Here is a 15,811-nt window from a genome sequence, read left to right on the forward strand (position 1 = left end):
GCGCTCACTCCGGGCTCGCTTCAGGCCAAAGGTGTTCTACAGCGCAGCAGCCCGCGGACGGCCGACGTCAGCGGGCCGGCCCGGTACGTCACGCCCGGACGCTCCCTCGCACTCGGACGTCCTGTCGGGCCGGACGTCCTGTCGGGCCCGGTCGGCCTCCGACGGGGATCGTGTCTCCGTACGGCTCCACCCGCACACCGAGCAGCACCGCGAGCAGCCGGCCCACCGCCCACAGGTCGGCGGGTTCGCCGCCCGTGCCCCCGGCGTCCCACTCGGGTGCGGCCGGCAGCGGCGCGACGCAGTGCGCGGCCATCAGGGTCCCGATGCCCGTGCCGGCGAGCACGACGGTGCCGTCGGGCCGGATCCACACCTGCCGCGCCGTCAGGAAGCCTCGCAGCACTCCGGCCCGGTGCATCACCGACAGTGCGGCCTGTACTGGACGTTCGTCGTCGCCTCGCACAGCGACAACTCCGTCCTGGCCGGCGCCACGGGCCTGGTCTGCGCCACCGCGCTGGCGGGCGCCACCATGTCGGCGGCCGACGCCGCCCTCGCGGACCAAGCACCCTCCGGCGCGACCGGGCAGCCCGCCGCCACGACCGGGCAGCCCGCCGCCACGACGCAGTCGACGCCGTCCCGCCAACTGCTGATCGGCCAGTCCACCAAGGCGGCCTGGGACGACTACACCTCCTTCGCCGACGCACCCGCCGGCGGCTCCGTCTACTACGAGGTCAAGTCCGGGACGTGGGTGAACCAGGGCCACCGCGACTACGCGACGTTCCTCGCGGACCGCGGGAAGACCGTCCAGGTCGGCATCAGCTGGAAGGACAACCCGCCCGGCTTCGACGGCGGCGACGAGAGCACCAAGGCGGCCCGCTCCCGCGAGGTCACCCAGGAGCTCGCCGACGGCGCCTACACCGACCGGTTCACCACCCTCGTCGACTTCATCAACGCCCACCCCGACGCCACGTTCCTGCTGCGCCTCGACTACGAGGTCAGCAGCTACTACCACTGCACGGACAGCAGCTGCTCCTCGTACAAGAACGCCTTCCGCACCCTGCGGAACATGTTCCGCAGCAGGACGCACCAGGACAACGTCCGCTTCGTCTTCCACCCGGTGCGCGGCGAGTACGCCAAGATGTACCCCGGTGACGACGTCGTCGACGAGATCGGGGTCTCGGTCTTCGCACACGAGCTGTGCATGCCGATCTACGACAACGGCTACCTGTACAACGGCACCCCGCCGGACAACTACGACACCGGCACGCTGCAGTGCCGCAACGCCTACATCGGCAAGGACCGGTACGGCAACGACGCCGCGGTGTGGAAGGACTGGGACTACGACGGCAACGTCCTGAAGATGATGAAGTTCGCCAAGGACCACGGCAAGCACATGATCGTGTCCGAGAGCGGGATGATGAACTTCACCGCCGACGGCACCTCCACCCGCGGCCTGGAGCAGGACCGCGGAGCCGAGTGGACCAAACGGCTGTTCGGGCTGCTGAACTACTCCGGCCCGGTCCCGAACATGTCGGGGACGTACGACCTCTCCGACGTCATCCGCACCGTCACCTACATCAACCTCGACTTCCGCTACGGCTGGGACGGCAGGAACGACGGCTCGTTCGACTTCCCGGTGAACAGCACCTGGTTCGTCGACGGCCGGCTGTCGCAGTACGGCCAGGCCGAGGACGCGTTCTGCACCGGCCTGCACGACCGAGGTTTCACCACCGGCTGCCGCAGCTGAGCCACCGAGCCCCGGCCCGAGAGCCCGCCACGTCCCGAACCGCCGGAACGGCACGGGGCGAGGGGATCCGCCGCACGCCGACGCGGCGGATCCCCCACGCCGGGCGGAGCCGCCCGACCGGCGCCGCAGGCCGAGGCCGCGGGACCGGTCGGGCGGCTCCGGCTCCGGCACGTGACGGCGACGCCCGGCAGTCGACCCGCTCGCTGTGGTGCTGAATGGCGACTCGACTCCGGGTGAAGTGCAGTGAAGAACAACCACCGGCGCACGCGCCCACCCCGGCCCGGCGCCCACCGGCGCACGCCGACGCCCCGGACCGCACGCCCGCGCTGCCCGCGTCCCGCGTGCGCACCGCTCCGCGTCGCCCGCACCCCGGACCGCCCGCCCGCGCTGCCCGGCGACGGCGGCGGCGCCCGCGACGGCGTCGACATGCCGTCTTGCCCGCCTCGCCGAGGCCGCGTACAACAGGACGGTCGCCGAACGGCGCACGCAGCCCGAAACCTTGAGCGCGAATTACCCACATCCTCTCTACATACCGGCCCCGATGGTCTAGATTGACCGTGCTTCAGCTGTTCGGGCACACGACGACCAATGAATGATCTATAGGTTCGGCGCTACGGAAAGCCAGCACTCGCGTCCCGCGCCGGACGTGGGGGTGATCAATTCTCGGAGCCCTGGAAGGGCGTCGAGTGGGGGGGCACCCGAGTTCTCGGGTTCCCATGTACCTGGAGAGTCCGGCAGGACGGTCGCGTCCGCCGCCACCAGGGTGTGTCGTTCAACCAGTTCTGCATCAGCCGATATGCCATGCGCGGGAGCGGGGGCTCACCGCGGCGAGGATCAGCGCGGCGCGGGAGGCGGGGGCCTCCCGGGGAACGAACGGTGCCAGGGGAACACGTAGACCACTGGGGACCTGGGGGGTTCTGTGCGCCAAGGGGGATTAGCCAGCCCGTTTCCGTCTGCGCGCGAGCGTGTGGCGGACGGGGCGATCGGTCAACCGGCAAACGATTGGGAGCAGCGGTACCGACGTACCGTCATCACCAGCGACACCGTGGCCACCGCCTTTGTGGTGGCGGCGATCGGCAATTTCTTCGGAGCGCGGGACGCCGCCAACTGGCACGAGAAGTGGGGGATTCTCGCATTCGGCACCGAACTGCTGGTGCTCGGGGCACTCGCGGTGAGCCGAGCGTGGTCACCGGCGGTTCTCGGCCAGGGAGCAGAAGAATTCCGCCGCCTCGGACGTTCACTTTTCATGGCGACCGTCGCACTGGCGCTCGGGGGAATCGCCCTCACCTCACGCAACATCAAACTCTGGATCTTCGTCGCGATTCCCGCTATCGCGCTCGTCACCATGACCGCGAGATATCTGCTGCGGCTCTGGCTGCACCGGCAGCGGAAGGACGGACGGTGCCTGCGACCGGTGCTCGCCGCCGGAAGCCGGACCACCGTACGCGACCTGATCACCCGGACCCGCAAGTTCCCGCATCTCGGCTGGCGGGTCGACGCGGTGTGCACGACGGACGAACCGGGGCTCGACGGTGACCGGGTCGACGGAGTGCCGGTCGTCGGCCGGCTGACGGACGTCGCCCACCACATCCGCCGCGACGGCTACCGCGTCGTCGCCGTCACACCCGACCCGCACTGGTCACCGGACCGGCTGCAGCGGCTGGCCTGGAACCTCGAGGGCAGCGACGCCGAAATGGTCGTGGCCCCCGTGCTGATGGAGGTGGCCGGCCCGCGGCTGCACGTCGACGCGGTGCTCGGGATCCCGCTGCTGCGGGTCAGCATGCCGACCTTCACCGGCGGCCGGCGGGCGGTCAAGGGGGTCGTCGACCGGCTGGGAGCGGCGGTCCTGCTGCTGCTGTTCGCACCGCTGATGGTGTGCGTGGGGCTGCTGGTGCTGGTGGAGAGCCGGGGCGGGGCGTTCTACCGCCAGCGCAGAGTCGGCAAGGACGGCCGCGAGTTCACCATGCTCAAGTTCCGCACCATGGTCGCCGGGGCCGACCGGGCACGCGCCGAACTGGCCGACCGCAACGAGGGGGCCGGGCCCCTGTTCAAGCTCCGCCGGGATCCGCGGGTGACCCGGGTGGGAGCGGTGCTGCGCCGGTACTCGATCGACGAACTCCCGCAACTGTGCAACGTGCTCACCGGATCGATGTCGCTCGTCGGTCCGCGGCCTCCGCTGCCGGAGGAGACCGCCGCGTACGGGCCGGACATCCGGCGGCGGCTGCTGGTCAAACCGGGGCTCACCGGACTGTGGCAGATCAGCGGACGCAGCGACCTGTCGTGGGAGGAGGCGGTCCGGCTGGACCTGCGGTACGTGGAGGACTGGTCGCTCGCGCTGGACACGGTGATCCTGTGGAAGACGCTGCGTGCCGTGCTCTACGGGCAGGGGGCCTACTGATGCGCGCAGGCCGAGGGCCGGCCCTCGCGCGAACCGCAGGCCGAAAGGGTCTGCCTGGGGGGAGGAACGGGTCATGAGAGTCAGCGTCTTCGGACTCGGCTACGTGGGCTGCGTGTCGGCCGCGTGCCTGGCCGACATGGGGCACGAGGTCATCGGCGTCGACGTGAACCAGGTGAAGGTCGACCTGGTCAACGACGGCAAGGCCCCGGTGGTCGAGGAGCGCATCGGCGAGCTGATCGCCGGGGTCGTGCGCAGCGGAGCGTTACGCGCCACCGGCGACGTCCGCGAGGCGATCGCCGGCAGCGAGGTGTCGCTGGTGTGCGTGGGCACGCCGTCGGAGCCCAACGGCAGTCTGTGCACGACGTTCCTGGAGCGGGTCACCGGGCAGATCGGTGCCGCGCTGGCGGAGCGCGGGGGGCGCGGCGGGCGGCACACCGTGGTGTTCCGCAGCACCATGCTCCCGGGCACCTGCCTGAACCTGCTGGTGCCGATCCTGGAGAAGCACCTCGGCGGGACGGCCGGGGTGGACGTCGGGGTCGCGGTCAACCCGGAGTTCCTGCGCGAGGGCACCAGCGTGCGGGACTTCTTCGATCCGCCCAAGACCGTCGTCGGCGAGCTCGACCGGGCGAGCGGCGACGCGGTGCTGGCGCTGTACGGAGGGCTGCCCGGCGAGGTGTTCCGGGTGCCGGTCCCGACGGCCGAGGCGATCAAGTACGCGGACAACGCGTTCCACGGCCTCAAGATCGGATTCGCGAACGAGCTGGGCGCGGTGTGCCAGGCACTCGGGGTGGACTCGCACCAGGTGATGGACGTGTTCCTGGCGGACCGCAAGCTCAACATCAGCCCCGCCTACCTGCGTCCCGGCTTCGCCTTCGGCGGCTCCTGCCTGCCCAAGGACCTGCGCAGCCTGGTCCACGCGGCGCGGCGGGCCGACGTCTCGGTGCCCATCCTGTCGCACGTGCTGCCCTCCAACTCCGACCATCTGCAGCGCGCGGTGGAGCTGGTCGAGCGGACCGGCAAACGCCGGGCGGGCCTGTTCGGCCTGTCCTTCAAACCCGGCACCGACGACCTCCGCGAGAGCCCGCTCGTCGAGCTGGCGGAGCGGCTGTTCGGCAAGGGGTACGACCTGAAGATCTACGACGCCAACGTGAGCCTCTCCCGGCTTCTCGGCGCGAACCGCGAGTACATCGAGACCAGGCTGCCGCACCTCGCGCAGCTGCTCGCCGACTCCGTCGACGAGGTGCTGGACCACGCCGAGGTGTGCCTGGTCGGGACCAGGGACCCGGCCGTGCTGTCGGCACTGCCGCACGGTGACGGCCCGCTGATCGTCGACCTCATCCGCCTTCCCGACGCCGAGACGCGCCAGACAGAACCGGGGTACATGGGCCTTGCTTGGTAACACAACCAGCGGTGACCGGTCGGACCGGCGCGCGCTGATCCTGGTGGAGAACCTCTCCGTGCCGTTCGACCGCCGCGTGTGGCAGGAGTGCACCACGCTGCGCGACGCCGGCTGGGAAGTACACGTCATCTGCCCCCGGGGCACCAAACGGGACACGGAGGCGGAGGCGGAGATCGACGGGGTGCGCATCCACCGCTACCCGTTACGCGCGGCCACCGGCGGCCCGGCCGGCTACTTGCGGGAGTACGGCTCGGCACTGTGGCACACGGTCAGGCTGGCCCGCAGGATCGGCCCGGTCGACGTCGTGCACGCCTGCAACCCGCCCGACCTGCTGTTCCTGCCCGCTCTGTGGCTGAAGCGGCGCGGGACACGCTTCGTCTTCGACCAGCACGACCTGGTCCCCGAGCTGTACCTCTCCCGGTTCGGCCGCGGCCGGGACCTGCTCTACCGCGCCGTGTGCGCGCTGGAACGGCTGACCTACCGGTCCGCCGACGTGGTGCTCGCCACCAACGAGAGCTACCGCGACGTCGCGGTGCGCCGCGGCGGCCGGCGCCCGGAGGACGTCTTCGTGGTGCGCAGCGCACCCGACGTCGACCGGTTCCACCCGGTACCGCCCGAGCCGGAGCTGAAGCGCGGCAAGCCCCATCTGCTGTGCTATCTCGGCGTCATGGGGCCGCAGGACGGCGTCGACTACGCCCTGCGGGCCCTGGCGAGACTGCGCGACGCACTCGGGCGGACCGACTGGCACGCGGTGTTCGTCGGCGGCGGCGACACCTACGACGCGATGGTGGAGCTGTCCCGGCAACTCGGCCTCTCGGAGCAGGTGCAGTTCACCGGGCGGATCCCGGACGCCGACCTGGTGCGCTACCTGTGCACCGCGGACGTCTGCCTCTCCCCCGACCCGCACAATCCGCTCAACGACCTGTCGACCATGAACAAGGTCCTGGAGTACATGGTGATGGGCCGTCCGATCGTCTCGTTCGACCTCCGGGAGGCCCGGGTCTCCGCCGGTGACGCCGCCGTCTACGCACCCGCCGACGACGAGACCGAGTTCGCCCGGCTCATCGCGCGGCTGATGGACGATCCGGCGGAGCGGGCCCGGATGGGCAAGATCGGCCAGGAGCGGATCAGCGGGCCGCTCTCCTGGCGGAACTCCCAGCGATCACTGCTCGCCGCCTACGCCGCCGCCTGCCGCGACCGCCGGCCGGAGCCGGCGGGCGGCACGTACCGGGCGCGGAGGAGGCCGCACCGTTGAGCGACGACACGATACGCCTGGCCACGATCGGACGGATCATCGGACGGCGCCGGCGGCTGCTCGCCGTCCTCACCCTGGTGGGTGCCCTCGTCGGCTACGGCACCTCCCTGCTCTTCCCGCCGCGCTACACGACGTCGGCCTCGGTTCTGCTGCCGGGGGCGTGGGAGGAGCGCGAGCTGCGGACCCAGGCGGAGATCGCGACCAGTTCGGTGGTACTGGACCGTGCGGCCGCCGCGCTCCACTGGAGCGGCGGCCACGGCAAGGATCTGCGGGACCGGGTGAGCGCCGCGGCCACCGACGGGAACATCATCAAGGTCTCCGGCACGGCGGACACCCCCCGGCACGCGCAGCAGCTCTCCGACCAGGTGGTCCAGCAGTTCGTCACGTTCGCCGCGCAGGTTGCGGGCGAGGACTCCGAGGCCGAGTCGGCGACGCAGCCCGAGAACGTCCGGAAGCTGGTGGTGCAGACCAGCCGGCGCATCAGCGAACTGGCCGACGCGGCCGACCCGGGCCGGACCGTGGAGAGCGTGCAGACCCGCACGGAACTGGCGAAGCTGCGCACCACGCTGCAGGAGGCCATCGACAAACTGGACCAGGCCGACCCGGCGACCGGGAAGGCCAACATGGTCGTCATGGGGCCGGCGGCCCGACCGGCCGGCGAGGCACCGCCGACCAGGACGCAGCTCGTCGCCGCGGGGGCGCTGCTGTTCCTCCTGCTCGCAGTCGTCGGCCATCTGGCCGCCGCCCGGATGAGCCGTCGGCTGCGCGGCGAACCGGAGATCGCCGCGGCACTCGGCTCGACGGTGCTGGGGACCGTCGACGTCCCCGACGAACCGCCCGCGCACCGGGCCGGGGCACGCGGCCCGCGGGCCCGGATCCGGCGGCTGCTGGGCGTCGACACCCGCTGGGACACGCCCGCCCCGCAGCCGTCCGGCGACGAGGCGAGCAGGCGGGTCCGCTACCGGCGGGTGTGCGCCCGCCTCCAGGACCGGTCGCCGTCCCCGCAGGAACTGCTGGTCGTCGTCCCGGACGGGGACGAGAGCGCCCGCCGGGCCGCCGAACGGCTCGTCGCGGAGGCCGGGAACGACCCGCTCCCGAGCTCCTCGGGCACCGGATGCCCCGCCCTGCGGGTGGTGGAGGTCCCGGTCACCCGGCCGATGGTGCCCGACCGGGGCGACGAGTCAGGTGCCCTGGTCGTGCTGAGCACGGGCAACTGGACCGCGGCAGAGCTCACCGGCATCGCCGAGGCGTGCGCGGACGCCGGGCACGAGATCGTCGGCGTCGTCCTCACCGGCGCCGTCCGGGACCGTCCGCCGCGCCCCGCCGGGGGTCCCGCGGACGCCGCGGCCGTACCGGCGCTCGCGGTCGGCGACCACGCGACGGGAGGCCCAGGGTGACGACGCACACCAATCCGGAACCGCCCGCCGCCGCCCCGCTGCTGGACCTGCAGGTGCTGGTGGTGGCGGTGCGCAGGCGGCGCCGCCTCTGGGGATCCATGGCGCTGCTGGGGCTGCTCCTCGGCGCGGCGGTGGCGATCCTGCTGCCGGCGCCGCCGACCGCGGTGACCAAGGTGCTGGTGGCACACCAGGCGGACCAGCCGAACGACCCCGGAACGCTGATCCGCACCGACGCCGCGCTGCTGCACACCACCCGGATCGCCGGCAGGGCCCAGCAGACCCTCGGGTCCCGGGAGAAGCCGGAGGACTTCATGCAGCACTACGACGGCATCGGCCTGACCAACAACCTGCTGCAGATCACCGCGACGGGGGACAGCGACGCACAGGCCGTCGCCCGCGCCAGGGCGGTGGCCGACGCGTTCGTCGCGGACCACGTGCGGCGGATCGAGGAGGCCGCGAGCGCCAAGGCCGACAGCCTGCTCGCCCAGCGCGACCGCATGCGGGACGAACTCACCCAGGTCAACAAGGCGATCGGGGACGCGCCGCCGCAGAGCGAGCCGAACGCGTCGGCGAACCTGGAATCCCTCTTCGCCCAACGCGCCGAACTGACCTCGCGGATCACCGACTTCGCCCAGCGTGCCGCGGAAGCGCGCGTCGGCACGCCCCAACTCATCGCCGGTACGCAGATCGTGGACGCACCGCGCGCGGTGCGTCACTCGCTGATCAGGACCGCCGCCACCGACGCCGCGATCGGACTCGTCCTCGGGCTCTTCCTCGGGCTCGCGGCGGCCGCGGTCGGCACGGTCGTGGCGGACCGCCCCGTGCTGCGCCGGGACATCGCGGCCGACCTCGGCGCCTCGGTCGTCGCGGAGCTGCCCCGCGGGTCCGGGGGGCCGTGGCGGCGCCGGCGCGCCCGGGCGGCGCGGACGCGCCTCGCCGCGTCCCTGGCCCGCACCCTGCGCGGCTCCGCCGCACCGGTGTCCCTGCTGGAGCTGGGCTGTGCGCGCACCGCCGGCGGGCTCGCCCTGGACGTGGCCCGGGCGCTGGCGGCGGAGGGGCCGGTGGTCGTCGTCGACGGCCTGCCCGGCCGGCGGCTAGCCGACCGCCGCCCGAAGCCGGCCGACCCCGCCGTGGTCGACGGCGAGCACGCCGCGGCGGTGTCGCCGCGGGAGCGGCGGATCGGCGTCGGCTCGGTGGCGCCCGGCGGGGCGTGGACCGAACTGCGGTACCTCGGCGCCCGGACCGTGCTCGTCGTGCGGGCCGGGCACGCCGGCGCCGCGTGGCTGCACACCGTGGCACGGCACCTCGCCGACCAGGGCATCGGGGTGATCGGTGTGGTGCTGGTCGACCCCGATCCGCGGGACCGCACCGACGGCACGCTGTGGGACGGCGTGCGCACCGCCCCGCGCGGCCGGAACGAGCAGCTCGCCCGGCAGAACGGGGCGGGCCGGCAGCGGGCGGAGCGGCTGCCGATACGGGCGGCGCAGGTCCCGGACAGCGACCAGGAGGCGCGCTAGCACATGTGTGGCATCGCAGGTACGTACCGATGGCCGGACGGGAAGGCGGTGACCGACCGGCTCACCGAAACCCTCGCCCACCGCGGCCCGGACGGGGCGGGCCGGTACGGCCACCCCGTCGGCGACGGCGAAGTGCACCTGGGGCACCGCCGGCTGGCCATCATCGACCTGTCCGGGACCGGCGCCCAGCCGATGGTCTCGGACGGCCTCGCCCTGACCTACAACGGAGAGCTGTACAACGCGCCCGAGCTGCGTGCCGAACTGTCGGCGGCCGGGGTGCGCTTCCGCGGCACCTCCGACACCGAGGTGCTGCTTCAGGCGTGGCGGCGCTGGGGCACGGACTGCCTGCCCCGGCTGCGCGGCATGTTCGCGTTCGGGGTGTTCGACGAGCGGACCGGTGAGCTGGTGCTCGCCCGCGACCAGCTCGGCATCAAGCCGCTGTTCCTGCTCCGGCGCGGCGAGGGGCTGGTGTTCGCCTCCGAACTCAAGGCGCTCGCCGCGGTGTCCGGGGGCTCGCTCCAGGTGGACCCCGCGGCACTGGTGGCCTCGCTGCTGTACTACTGGGTGCCGGACTCGCGGTGCGCGTTCCGCGAGGCGGAGAAGCTGCCGCCGGGGAGCTGGCTGCGGTGCCGGCCCGACGGCCGGGTGCAGCGCGGCCGGTTCTGGCACCTGCGGGACGTGGCCGCGGAGGGACGGGAGCGGGCGCTGGCCGGCGAGCAGCCGGATGTCGCCGCCGCCGTCGAGGAGTCGACCCGGCGCCACCTGCTCTCCGACGTCCCCGTGGCGACGTTCCTCTCCGGCGGGCTGGACTCCAGCTATCTGACCGCGCTGGCGGCCCGCGACCGGCCCGGGATCTCCGCCTACACGATCGGTTTCCGCGCCGAGGACGCCAGGTTCGAGGCGATGCCGGACGACCTGCGCTACGCCCGGCAGGTGGCCGAGCGGTTCGGCGTCGACCTGCACGAGATCGAGATCGCTCCGAACGTGCTCGACCTGCTGCCGCGGATGACGTATCACCTGGACGAGCCGATCGGCGACCCGGCCGCGATCAACACGTTCCTGATCTGCTCGGCCGCCCGGGAGGCCGGCGTCAAGGTGATGCTGTCGGGGATGGGGGCCGACGAGCTGTTCGGCGGGTACCGCAAGCACCTGGCCAACCTGCTCGCGCTGCGCTACCAGCGGGTCCCGCGGCCGCTGCGGCGCGGCCTGTCCGCGGCCGTCGACCGGCTGCCGGTCGCCACGTCCCGCCGGGGGTACCGGTCGGTGCGCTTCGCGAAGCGGTTCCTCTCCTTCGCCGATCTGCCGGAGGAGACCGCGTTCCGGCGCAGCTACACCATGTACGACCGCGGCGAACTGCTCGCCCTGGTCGATCCGGACCTGGCCGGGACGGTCGACGAGGTGCTGACCGAGCATGCGGACACCTACCGGGACAACGACCTCGACGACTTCGTCAACCGGATGTGCCTGGGCGACGCCCGGATGTTCCTGCCGGGCCTGAACCTCGCCTACACGGACCGTTCGAGCATGGCCGCGTCGACCGAGGTGCGGGTGCCGTACGTGGACGTCGAGGTGGTCAGGGCGGCGTTCGCGGTGCCCGGCGACCGGAAGATCGTCGGACGGCAGGGCAAGGCCGTGCTGAAGGAGGCGGCCTGCTCGATCCTGCCCCGGGAGATCGTGTACCGGCCCAAGGGCCTGTTCAGCGCGCCGCTGCGGGCCTGGATGAGCCGGGACCTGGCCCCGCTGGTGCGCGAGGTGGTGAACGACGGCGCGCTGGTGACGTCCGGGTTGCTGCGCCGCGACGCACTGGCCCGGATGGTCGCCGAGGACGCCGCCGGGCACCGGGACTTCTCCAAGCATCTGTGGCATGTGCTGACCCTCGAGTACTGGTACCGCGACGCGACCTCCGGGTCCGACCGGCACTCCTCCCTGACGGCGTAGAGACAAGAGGACTTCGGGTGAAACAGGTCGTTCAGAACTACCGGAGCGGCGAGCTGGCTCTGCTCGACGTGCCGGTGCCGGGATGCAAGCCGGGCGGTGTGCTGGTCCGCAGCGCCTACTCGCTGATCTCCACCGGGACCGAGCTGATGAAGGTGTCCGAGGCCGGCATGTCGATGCTGGGCAAGGCGCGCTCCCGGCCGGACCAGGTGGCCAAGGTCGTGCAGAGCGTGGCCACCAACGGGGTGCCGGCCACCTACCGCAAGGTGATGGGCAAGCTGGACTCGTACACGCCGCTCGGCTACTCGCTGTGCGGGGTGGTCGAGCAGGTCGGCGCGGGCGTCGACGACGTGAAGGTCGGCGACCTCGTGGCCTGCGCCGGCAACGAGCACGCTCTGCACGCCGAGTTGAACTGGGTGCCGAGGAACCTCTACACCCCGGTTCCGGACGGCCTCGCGGCGCGGCACGCCGCCTTCGGCACCGTCGGGTCGATCGCGCTGCAGGGCGTCCGCCGCGGTGAGCCGCAGCTCGGCGACACCGCACTGGTCATCGGCCTCGGGTTGATCGGGCAGCTCGTGGTGCAGTTGCTGGCCGCCTCAGGGGTCCGCGTCATCGGGGTCGACCCGGACCCGGTGCGCTGCGCGCTGGCCGCCGAGCTGGGCGCGGTGGCCTGCGGCGATCCGGCCTCCACCGCGGTGGAGAACGCCGCCGCCGAACTCACCGGCGGTCACGGCGTGGACCAGGTGTACCTGGCCGCCGGCGGCGGCAGCAACCAGCCCGTCGAACTGGCCGCCCGGCTGAGCAGGGACCGCGGGCGGGTCGTCGACATCGGCAAGTGCCGCCTGGACCTGCCGTGGAACGCGTACTACGAGAAGGAGCTCGACGTCCGCTTCTCCCGCAGTTACGGCCCCGGGCGCTACGACCCGGAGTACGAGCTGGAGGGGCGGGACTACCCGATCGGCTACGTGCGCTGGACCGAGCGCCGCAACCTGGCGTGCTTCCTCGACCTGGTGGCCCGAGGCCGCGTCGACGTGGAGCCGCTGGTCTCCCACACGGCCGACTTCGAGGACGCCGTGGAGACGTACCGGCGCCTGGACGACGGCGGTCTGAAGGCCGTGGCGGTGCTGTTCCGCTATCCGGAGCCGGCGGCCGGGGAGGCGCCGGCCCCGGCGGTGGCGGTGCCCGCGGTGCGATCCGGCGGCGCACCCGCCCGCGCCCGGTCCGCCGGCTCGCCGCTGCGGCTGGCGTTCGTCGGCGCGGGCAACTACGCGACGTCGATGCTGCTGCCGCACCTGGCGCAGCGCGACGGTGTCGCGCTGTCCACGGTCGTCACCACGACGGCGCTGTCGGGGGCGAACGCGCAGCGGAAGTTCGGCTTCGCGAAGGCGACCACCGATCTCGACGCCGTGCTCGGGGACCCGGCGGTCGACGCGGTGTTCGTGGTCACCCGGCACAGCTCGCACGCCGAACTGACCCGGCGGGCGCTGCTGGCCGGCAAGGCGGTGTTCGTGGAGAAACCGCTGGCGCTCACCGAGGACGAACTGGCCGGAGTCCTCTCGGCGGTGGAGGAGTCCGGCAACGACCGGCTGCAGGTGGGCTTCAACCGGCGGTTCGCGCCGCTGCTGCAGGAGGCGAAGAAGCAGTTCGGCACCCGGACCGGGCCGGCGAACCTGCGCTACCTGGTCAACGCGGGCCGGCTGGAGCACGGCAGCTGGTACCTCCGCCAGGGCACCGAGGGCTCGCGGTTCACCGGCGAGGGCGGGCACTTCGTCGACACGGCCGGCTGGCTGCTGGACGCCGACCCGGTCTCGGTGTACGCGGTGACCACACCCGGCAACGAGGACCTCCAGGTCGTGCTGCGCTACCCGGACGGGTCCACCGCCACCATCAGCTACGTCACCACCGGTCCGGCCGGCTTCCCCAAGGAGACGCTGGACCTGGTCGCGGACGGGCGCGCGCTGCGGCTCGACGACTTCCTCCGCGCCGCCGTCTACGACGGCCGCCGCAAGCGGTGGGTCGGTTCGCGGCTGCCCAAGGCCCGGGACAAGGGCCAGTCCGCCGAGCTGGCCGCGTTCGTCAAGGCGGTGCGGACCGGCGGGCCGATGCCGGTGCCGCTGGAGTCGCTGGCCGCCACCACGGCGGCCACCCTCGCCGTGCCGGCCGGGCTGGCCGCCGGCGCGCCGGTGACGTTGGCGAGCGGCCGATGACCATGAGCACGGGCTGGTACCTGCGGCGGCTGTCCCGGATGGGGCCGCGGGAGGTCGGCGGCCGGGCCCGCGACGCGGTGCGCAGGCGGTGGTGGCGGTCGGCGCGGCCGGACGCCCCGGGCGTGACCGGCGCCCGGTTCACCGCCGTGCTGCCCGCGGGCGCGCTCGCCGCGGTGCCGCCGGACGCCGTGAAGCGCCTCGTCGCCGAGGCGGACCGGCTGATGGCCGGGCGCCTGGTGCACTTCGGTGTGGAGCGCGACGACCTGGCCGACCCGGACTGGTGGTACGACCCGAGGACCGGACGCCGGGCTCCGGGGGGCTACGCCTTCGACGTGCCGTACCGGGACGAGGAAGCGGTCGGGGACATCAAGCAGATCTGGGAGCCTTCCCGGCACCAGTACCTCACCGTGCTCGCCGCCGCCTACGCGCTCACCGGGAACGAGCGGTACGCCGAGCGGGTCGCCGAGCACCTGCGGTCGTGGTGGTCCGTGAACGCGCCGCTGCGCGGGGTGCACTGGACCAGCGGCATCGAGCTGGGGATCCGGCTGCTGTCGTGGGTGTGGATCCGGCGGCTGCTGGACGGCTGGCCGGGCGCGGCCGGGTTGTTCGAGGACAATCCGGTGGCGGTGCGGCAGATCTGGCACCACCAGCGCTGGCTGGCGGCCTTCCCCAGCCGGGGCTCCTCGGCGAACAACCACGTCATCGCCGAGGCCGCCGGACAGTTCGCCGCGGCGTGCGCGTTCGGCTGGTTCCCCTCCTCGGCGCGCTGGCGGGCCGACGCGCTGCGGTCGCTGGTCCGGCACCTGCCGCGCAACACCTTCGGCTCCGGCATCAACCGCGAGCTGGCCGGCGAGTACCACGGGCTGGTGCTGGAACTCGGTCTGGCCGCGGTGGCCGAGGCGGACACCGCCGGGGTGCCGGTTCCCGCGCCGGTCCGGCTGGTGCTGCTGCGGATGACGGACGCGCTCGCGGCCGTCGTGGACGGCCGGCTGCGGCCGCCGCGCCAGGGCGACGCGGACGACGGGCACGGTCTGGTGCTGGACGGTGCGGGAACCGACCGCTGGGGCTCGCTGCTTGCCACCGGGGACGCCGTGTTCGGCCGGCTCGCCTGGTGGCCGGAGGTCACCGGCACCGATGTGCGCACCCCGCTGCTGGCCGCGCTGATCCGGCCCGTCGCCCCGGCCGTGTCCCGGCCGGCGAGCCGGCCGGACCACTTCGCCGACGCGGGCATGACGATCCTGCGGGATCCGGCGGGGATCTGGTGCCGGTGCGACGGCGGCCCGCACGGCTTCCTGTCCATCGCCGCGCACGCCCACGCGGACGCGCTGTCCGTGGAGGTCCGGCACGACGGGGTCGACGTGCTCGCGGACCCGGGGACGTTCTGCTACCACGGGCAGCCCGAGTGGCGGCGGTACTTCCGCTCGACCCTGGGCCACAACACGCTGCAGGTGGACGGCGCCGACCAGTCCGTCTCCGGCGGCCCGTTCCTGTGGACCCGGCACGCCCGCAGCCGCGTCCTGGTCGCGGACACCTCCGACGCCCCCGGCGGGGGTACGTCCCGCTGGTGCGCCGAGCACGACGGCTACCGGCCCTTCGTGCACCGCCGCCGGGTGGAACTCACCGGCGCGCTCGGGGAACTGCGGATCGTCGACGAGGTGCGCGGACCGCGCCGTGCCGTCGTGCGCCTGGCCTTCCACCTCGGCCCGGCGATCGGCGCGGACCTGGTGGGGAACCGGGCGGTGCTCACCTGGACCGGGGACGGCGAGGACCGCTCCGCGGAGCTCGAACTGCCCGGGCCGCTCGAGTGGCGGGCGCATCGCGGCGAGAACGACCCGCCGCTCGGCTGGTACTCCGCCGGCTTCGGGCGCAGGGAACCCGCCACCACGCTGATCGGCACCGGATTCGCCGACGGCGTGGCGGAGTTCACGACCGTGCTCGGGTTCCGCGGCTAGGGGGAGA

The 15,811-nt window shown here is 73.1% G+C and carries 10 protein-coding genes; 9 read left to right on the top strand and 1 reads right to left on the bottom strand.

Annotated elements, in window-relative coordinates; genetic code table 11:
- Window positions 1–88: 88 nt before the first annotated feature.
- Window positions 89–415, bottom strand: coding sequence for a hypothetical protein (locus ACL02U_RS04310; protein ID WP_412789260.1), 327 nt, complete (start codon window positions 413–415; stop codon window positions 89–91).
- Between ACL02U_RS04310 and ACL02U_RS04315 the strand changes: the two genes are divergently transcribed.
- The 9 genes from ACL02U_RS04315 to ACL02U_RS04355 all read left to right on the top strand — a co-directional run bounded on the left by ACL02U_RS04315 (window position 410) and on the right by ACL02U_RS04355 (window position 15,804).
- Window positions 410–1,744 carry a hypothetical protein gene (locus ACL02U_RS04315; RefSeq protein WP_412789261.1) on the top strand — a complete coding sequence of 445 codons (1,335 nt, stop codon included), beginning with the start codon at window positions 410–412 and terminating at the stop codon, window positions 1,742–1,744. The two genes, ACL02U_RS04310 and ACL02U_RS04315, sit on opposite strands and share 6 nt — an antisense overlap.
- Window positions 1,745–2,663: 919 nt before the next feature.
- Window positions 2,664–4,142, top strand: coding sequence for a sugar transferase (locus tag ACL02U_RS04320; protein ID WP_412789262.1), 1,479 nt, complete (start codon window positions 2,664–2,666; stop codon window positions 4,140–4,142).
- A 73-nt stretch (window positions 4,143–4,215) separates the two neighbouring features.
- Entirely contained in the window at window positions 4,216–5,541 is a 1,326-nt protein-coding gene (locus ACL02U_RS04325; RefSeq protein WP_412789263.1) for a nucleotide sugar dehydrogenase, read from the top strand.
- A complete protein-coding gene (locus tag ACL02U_RS04330) occupies window positions 5,531–6,796 on the top strand; it encodes a glycosyltransferase family 4 protein (protein ID WP_412789264.1) in 1,266 nt (421 codons plus the stop codon). The genes ACL02U_RS04325 and ACL02U_RS04330 overlap by 11 nt, the downstream gene beginning before the upstream one ends.
- Window positions 6,793–8,193, top strand: coding sequence for a polysaccharide biosynthesis protein (locus tag ACL02U_RS04335; protein WP_412789265.1), 1,401 nt, complete (start codon window positions 6,793–6,795; stop codon window positions 8,191–8,193). The genes ACL02U_RS04330 and ACL02U_RS04335 overlap by 4 nt, the downstream gene beginning before the upstream one ends.
- The gene (locus ACL02U_RS04340; RefSeq protein WP_412789266.1) at window positions 8,190–9,710 is read left to right on the top strand and encodes a Wzz/FepE/Etk N-terminal domain-containing protein; all 1,521 of its coding nucleotides are present in this window, start codon (window positions 8,190–8,192) and stop codon (window positions 9,708–9,710) included. The genes ACL02U_RS04335 and ACL02U_RS04340 overlap by 4 nt, the downstream gene beginning before the upstream one ends.
- 3 nt (window positions 9,711–9,713) lie before the next feature.
- Window positions 9,714–11,648, top strand: a complete 1,935-nt coding sequence (gene asnB / locus ACL02U_RS04345) for an asparagine synthase (glutamine-hydrolyzing) (RefSeq protein WP_412789267.1) — start codon at window positions 9,714–9,716, stop codon at window positions 11,646–11,648.
- 17 nt (window positions 11,649–11,665) lie between these two features.
- The gene (locus ACL02U_RS04350) at window positions 11,666–13,852 is read left to right on the top strand and encodes a bi-domain-containing oxidoreductase (protein ID WP_412789268.1); all 2,187 of its coding nucleotides are present in this window, start codon (window positions 11,666–11,668) and stop codon (window positions 13,850–13,852) included.
- Window positions 13,849–15,804 carry an alginate lyase family protein gene (locus tag ACL02U_RS04355; RefSeq protein ID WP_412789269.1) on the top strand — a complete coding sequence of 652 codons (1,956 nt, stop codon included), beginning with the start codon at window positions 13,849–13,851 and terminating at the stop codon, window positions 15,802–15,804. Before ACL02U_RS04350 ends, ACL02U_RS04355 begins: the two co-directional genes overlap by 4 nt.
- The last annotated feature ends 7 nt before the right edge of the window (window positions 15,805–15,811 follow it).

This window comes from Streptomyces sp. MS06 (assembly GCF_047200655.1).
Classification (GTDB): domain Bacteria; phylum Actinomycetota; class Actinomycetes; order Streptomycetales; family Streptomycetaceae; genus Streptomyces.

Coding starts and splice junctions, on each gene's coding strand:
- asnB (WP_412789267.1), top strand. CDS start 9,714: ATGTGTGGCATCGCAGGTACGTACCGATGGCCGGACGGGAAGGCGGTG.
- ACL02U_RS04325 (WP_412789263.1), top strand. CDS start 4,216: ATGAGAGTCAGCGTCTTCGGACTCGGCTACGTGGGCTGCGTGTCGGCC.
- ACL02U_RS04355 (WP_412789269.1), top strand. CDS start 13,849: ATGACCATGAGCACGGGCTGGTACCTGCGGCGGCTGTCCCGGATGGGG.
- ACL02U_RS04310 (WP_412789260.1), bottom strand. CDS start 415: ATGCACCGGGCCGGAGTGCTGCGAGGCTTCCTGACGGCGCGGCAGGTG.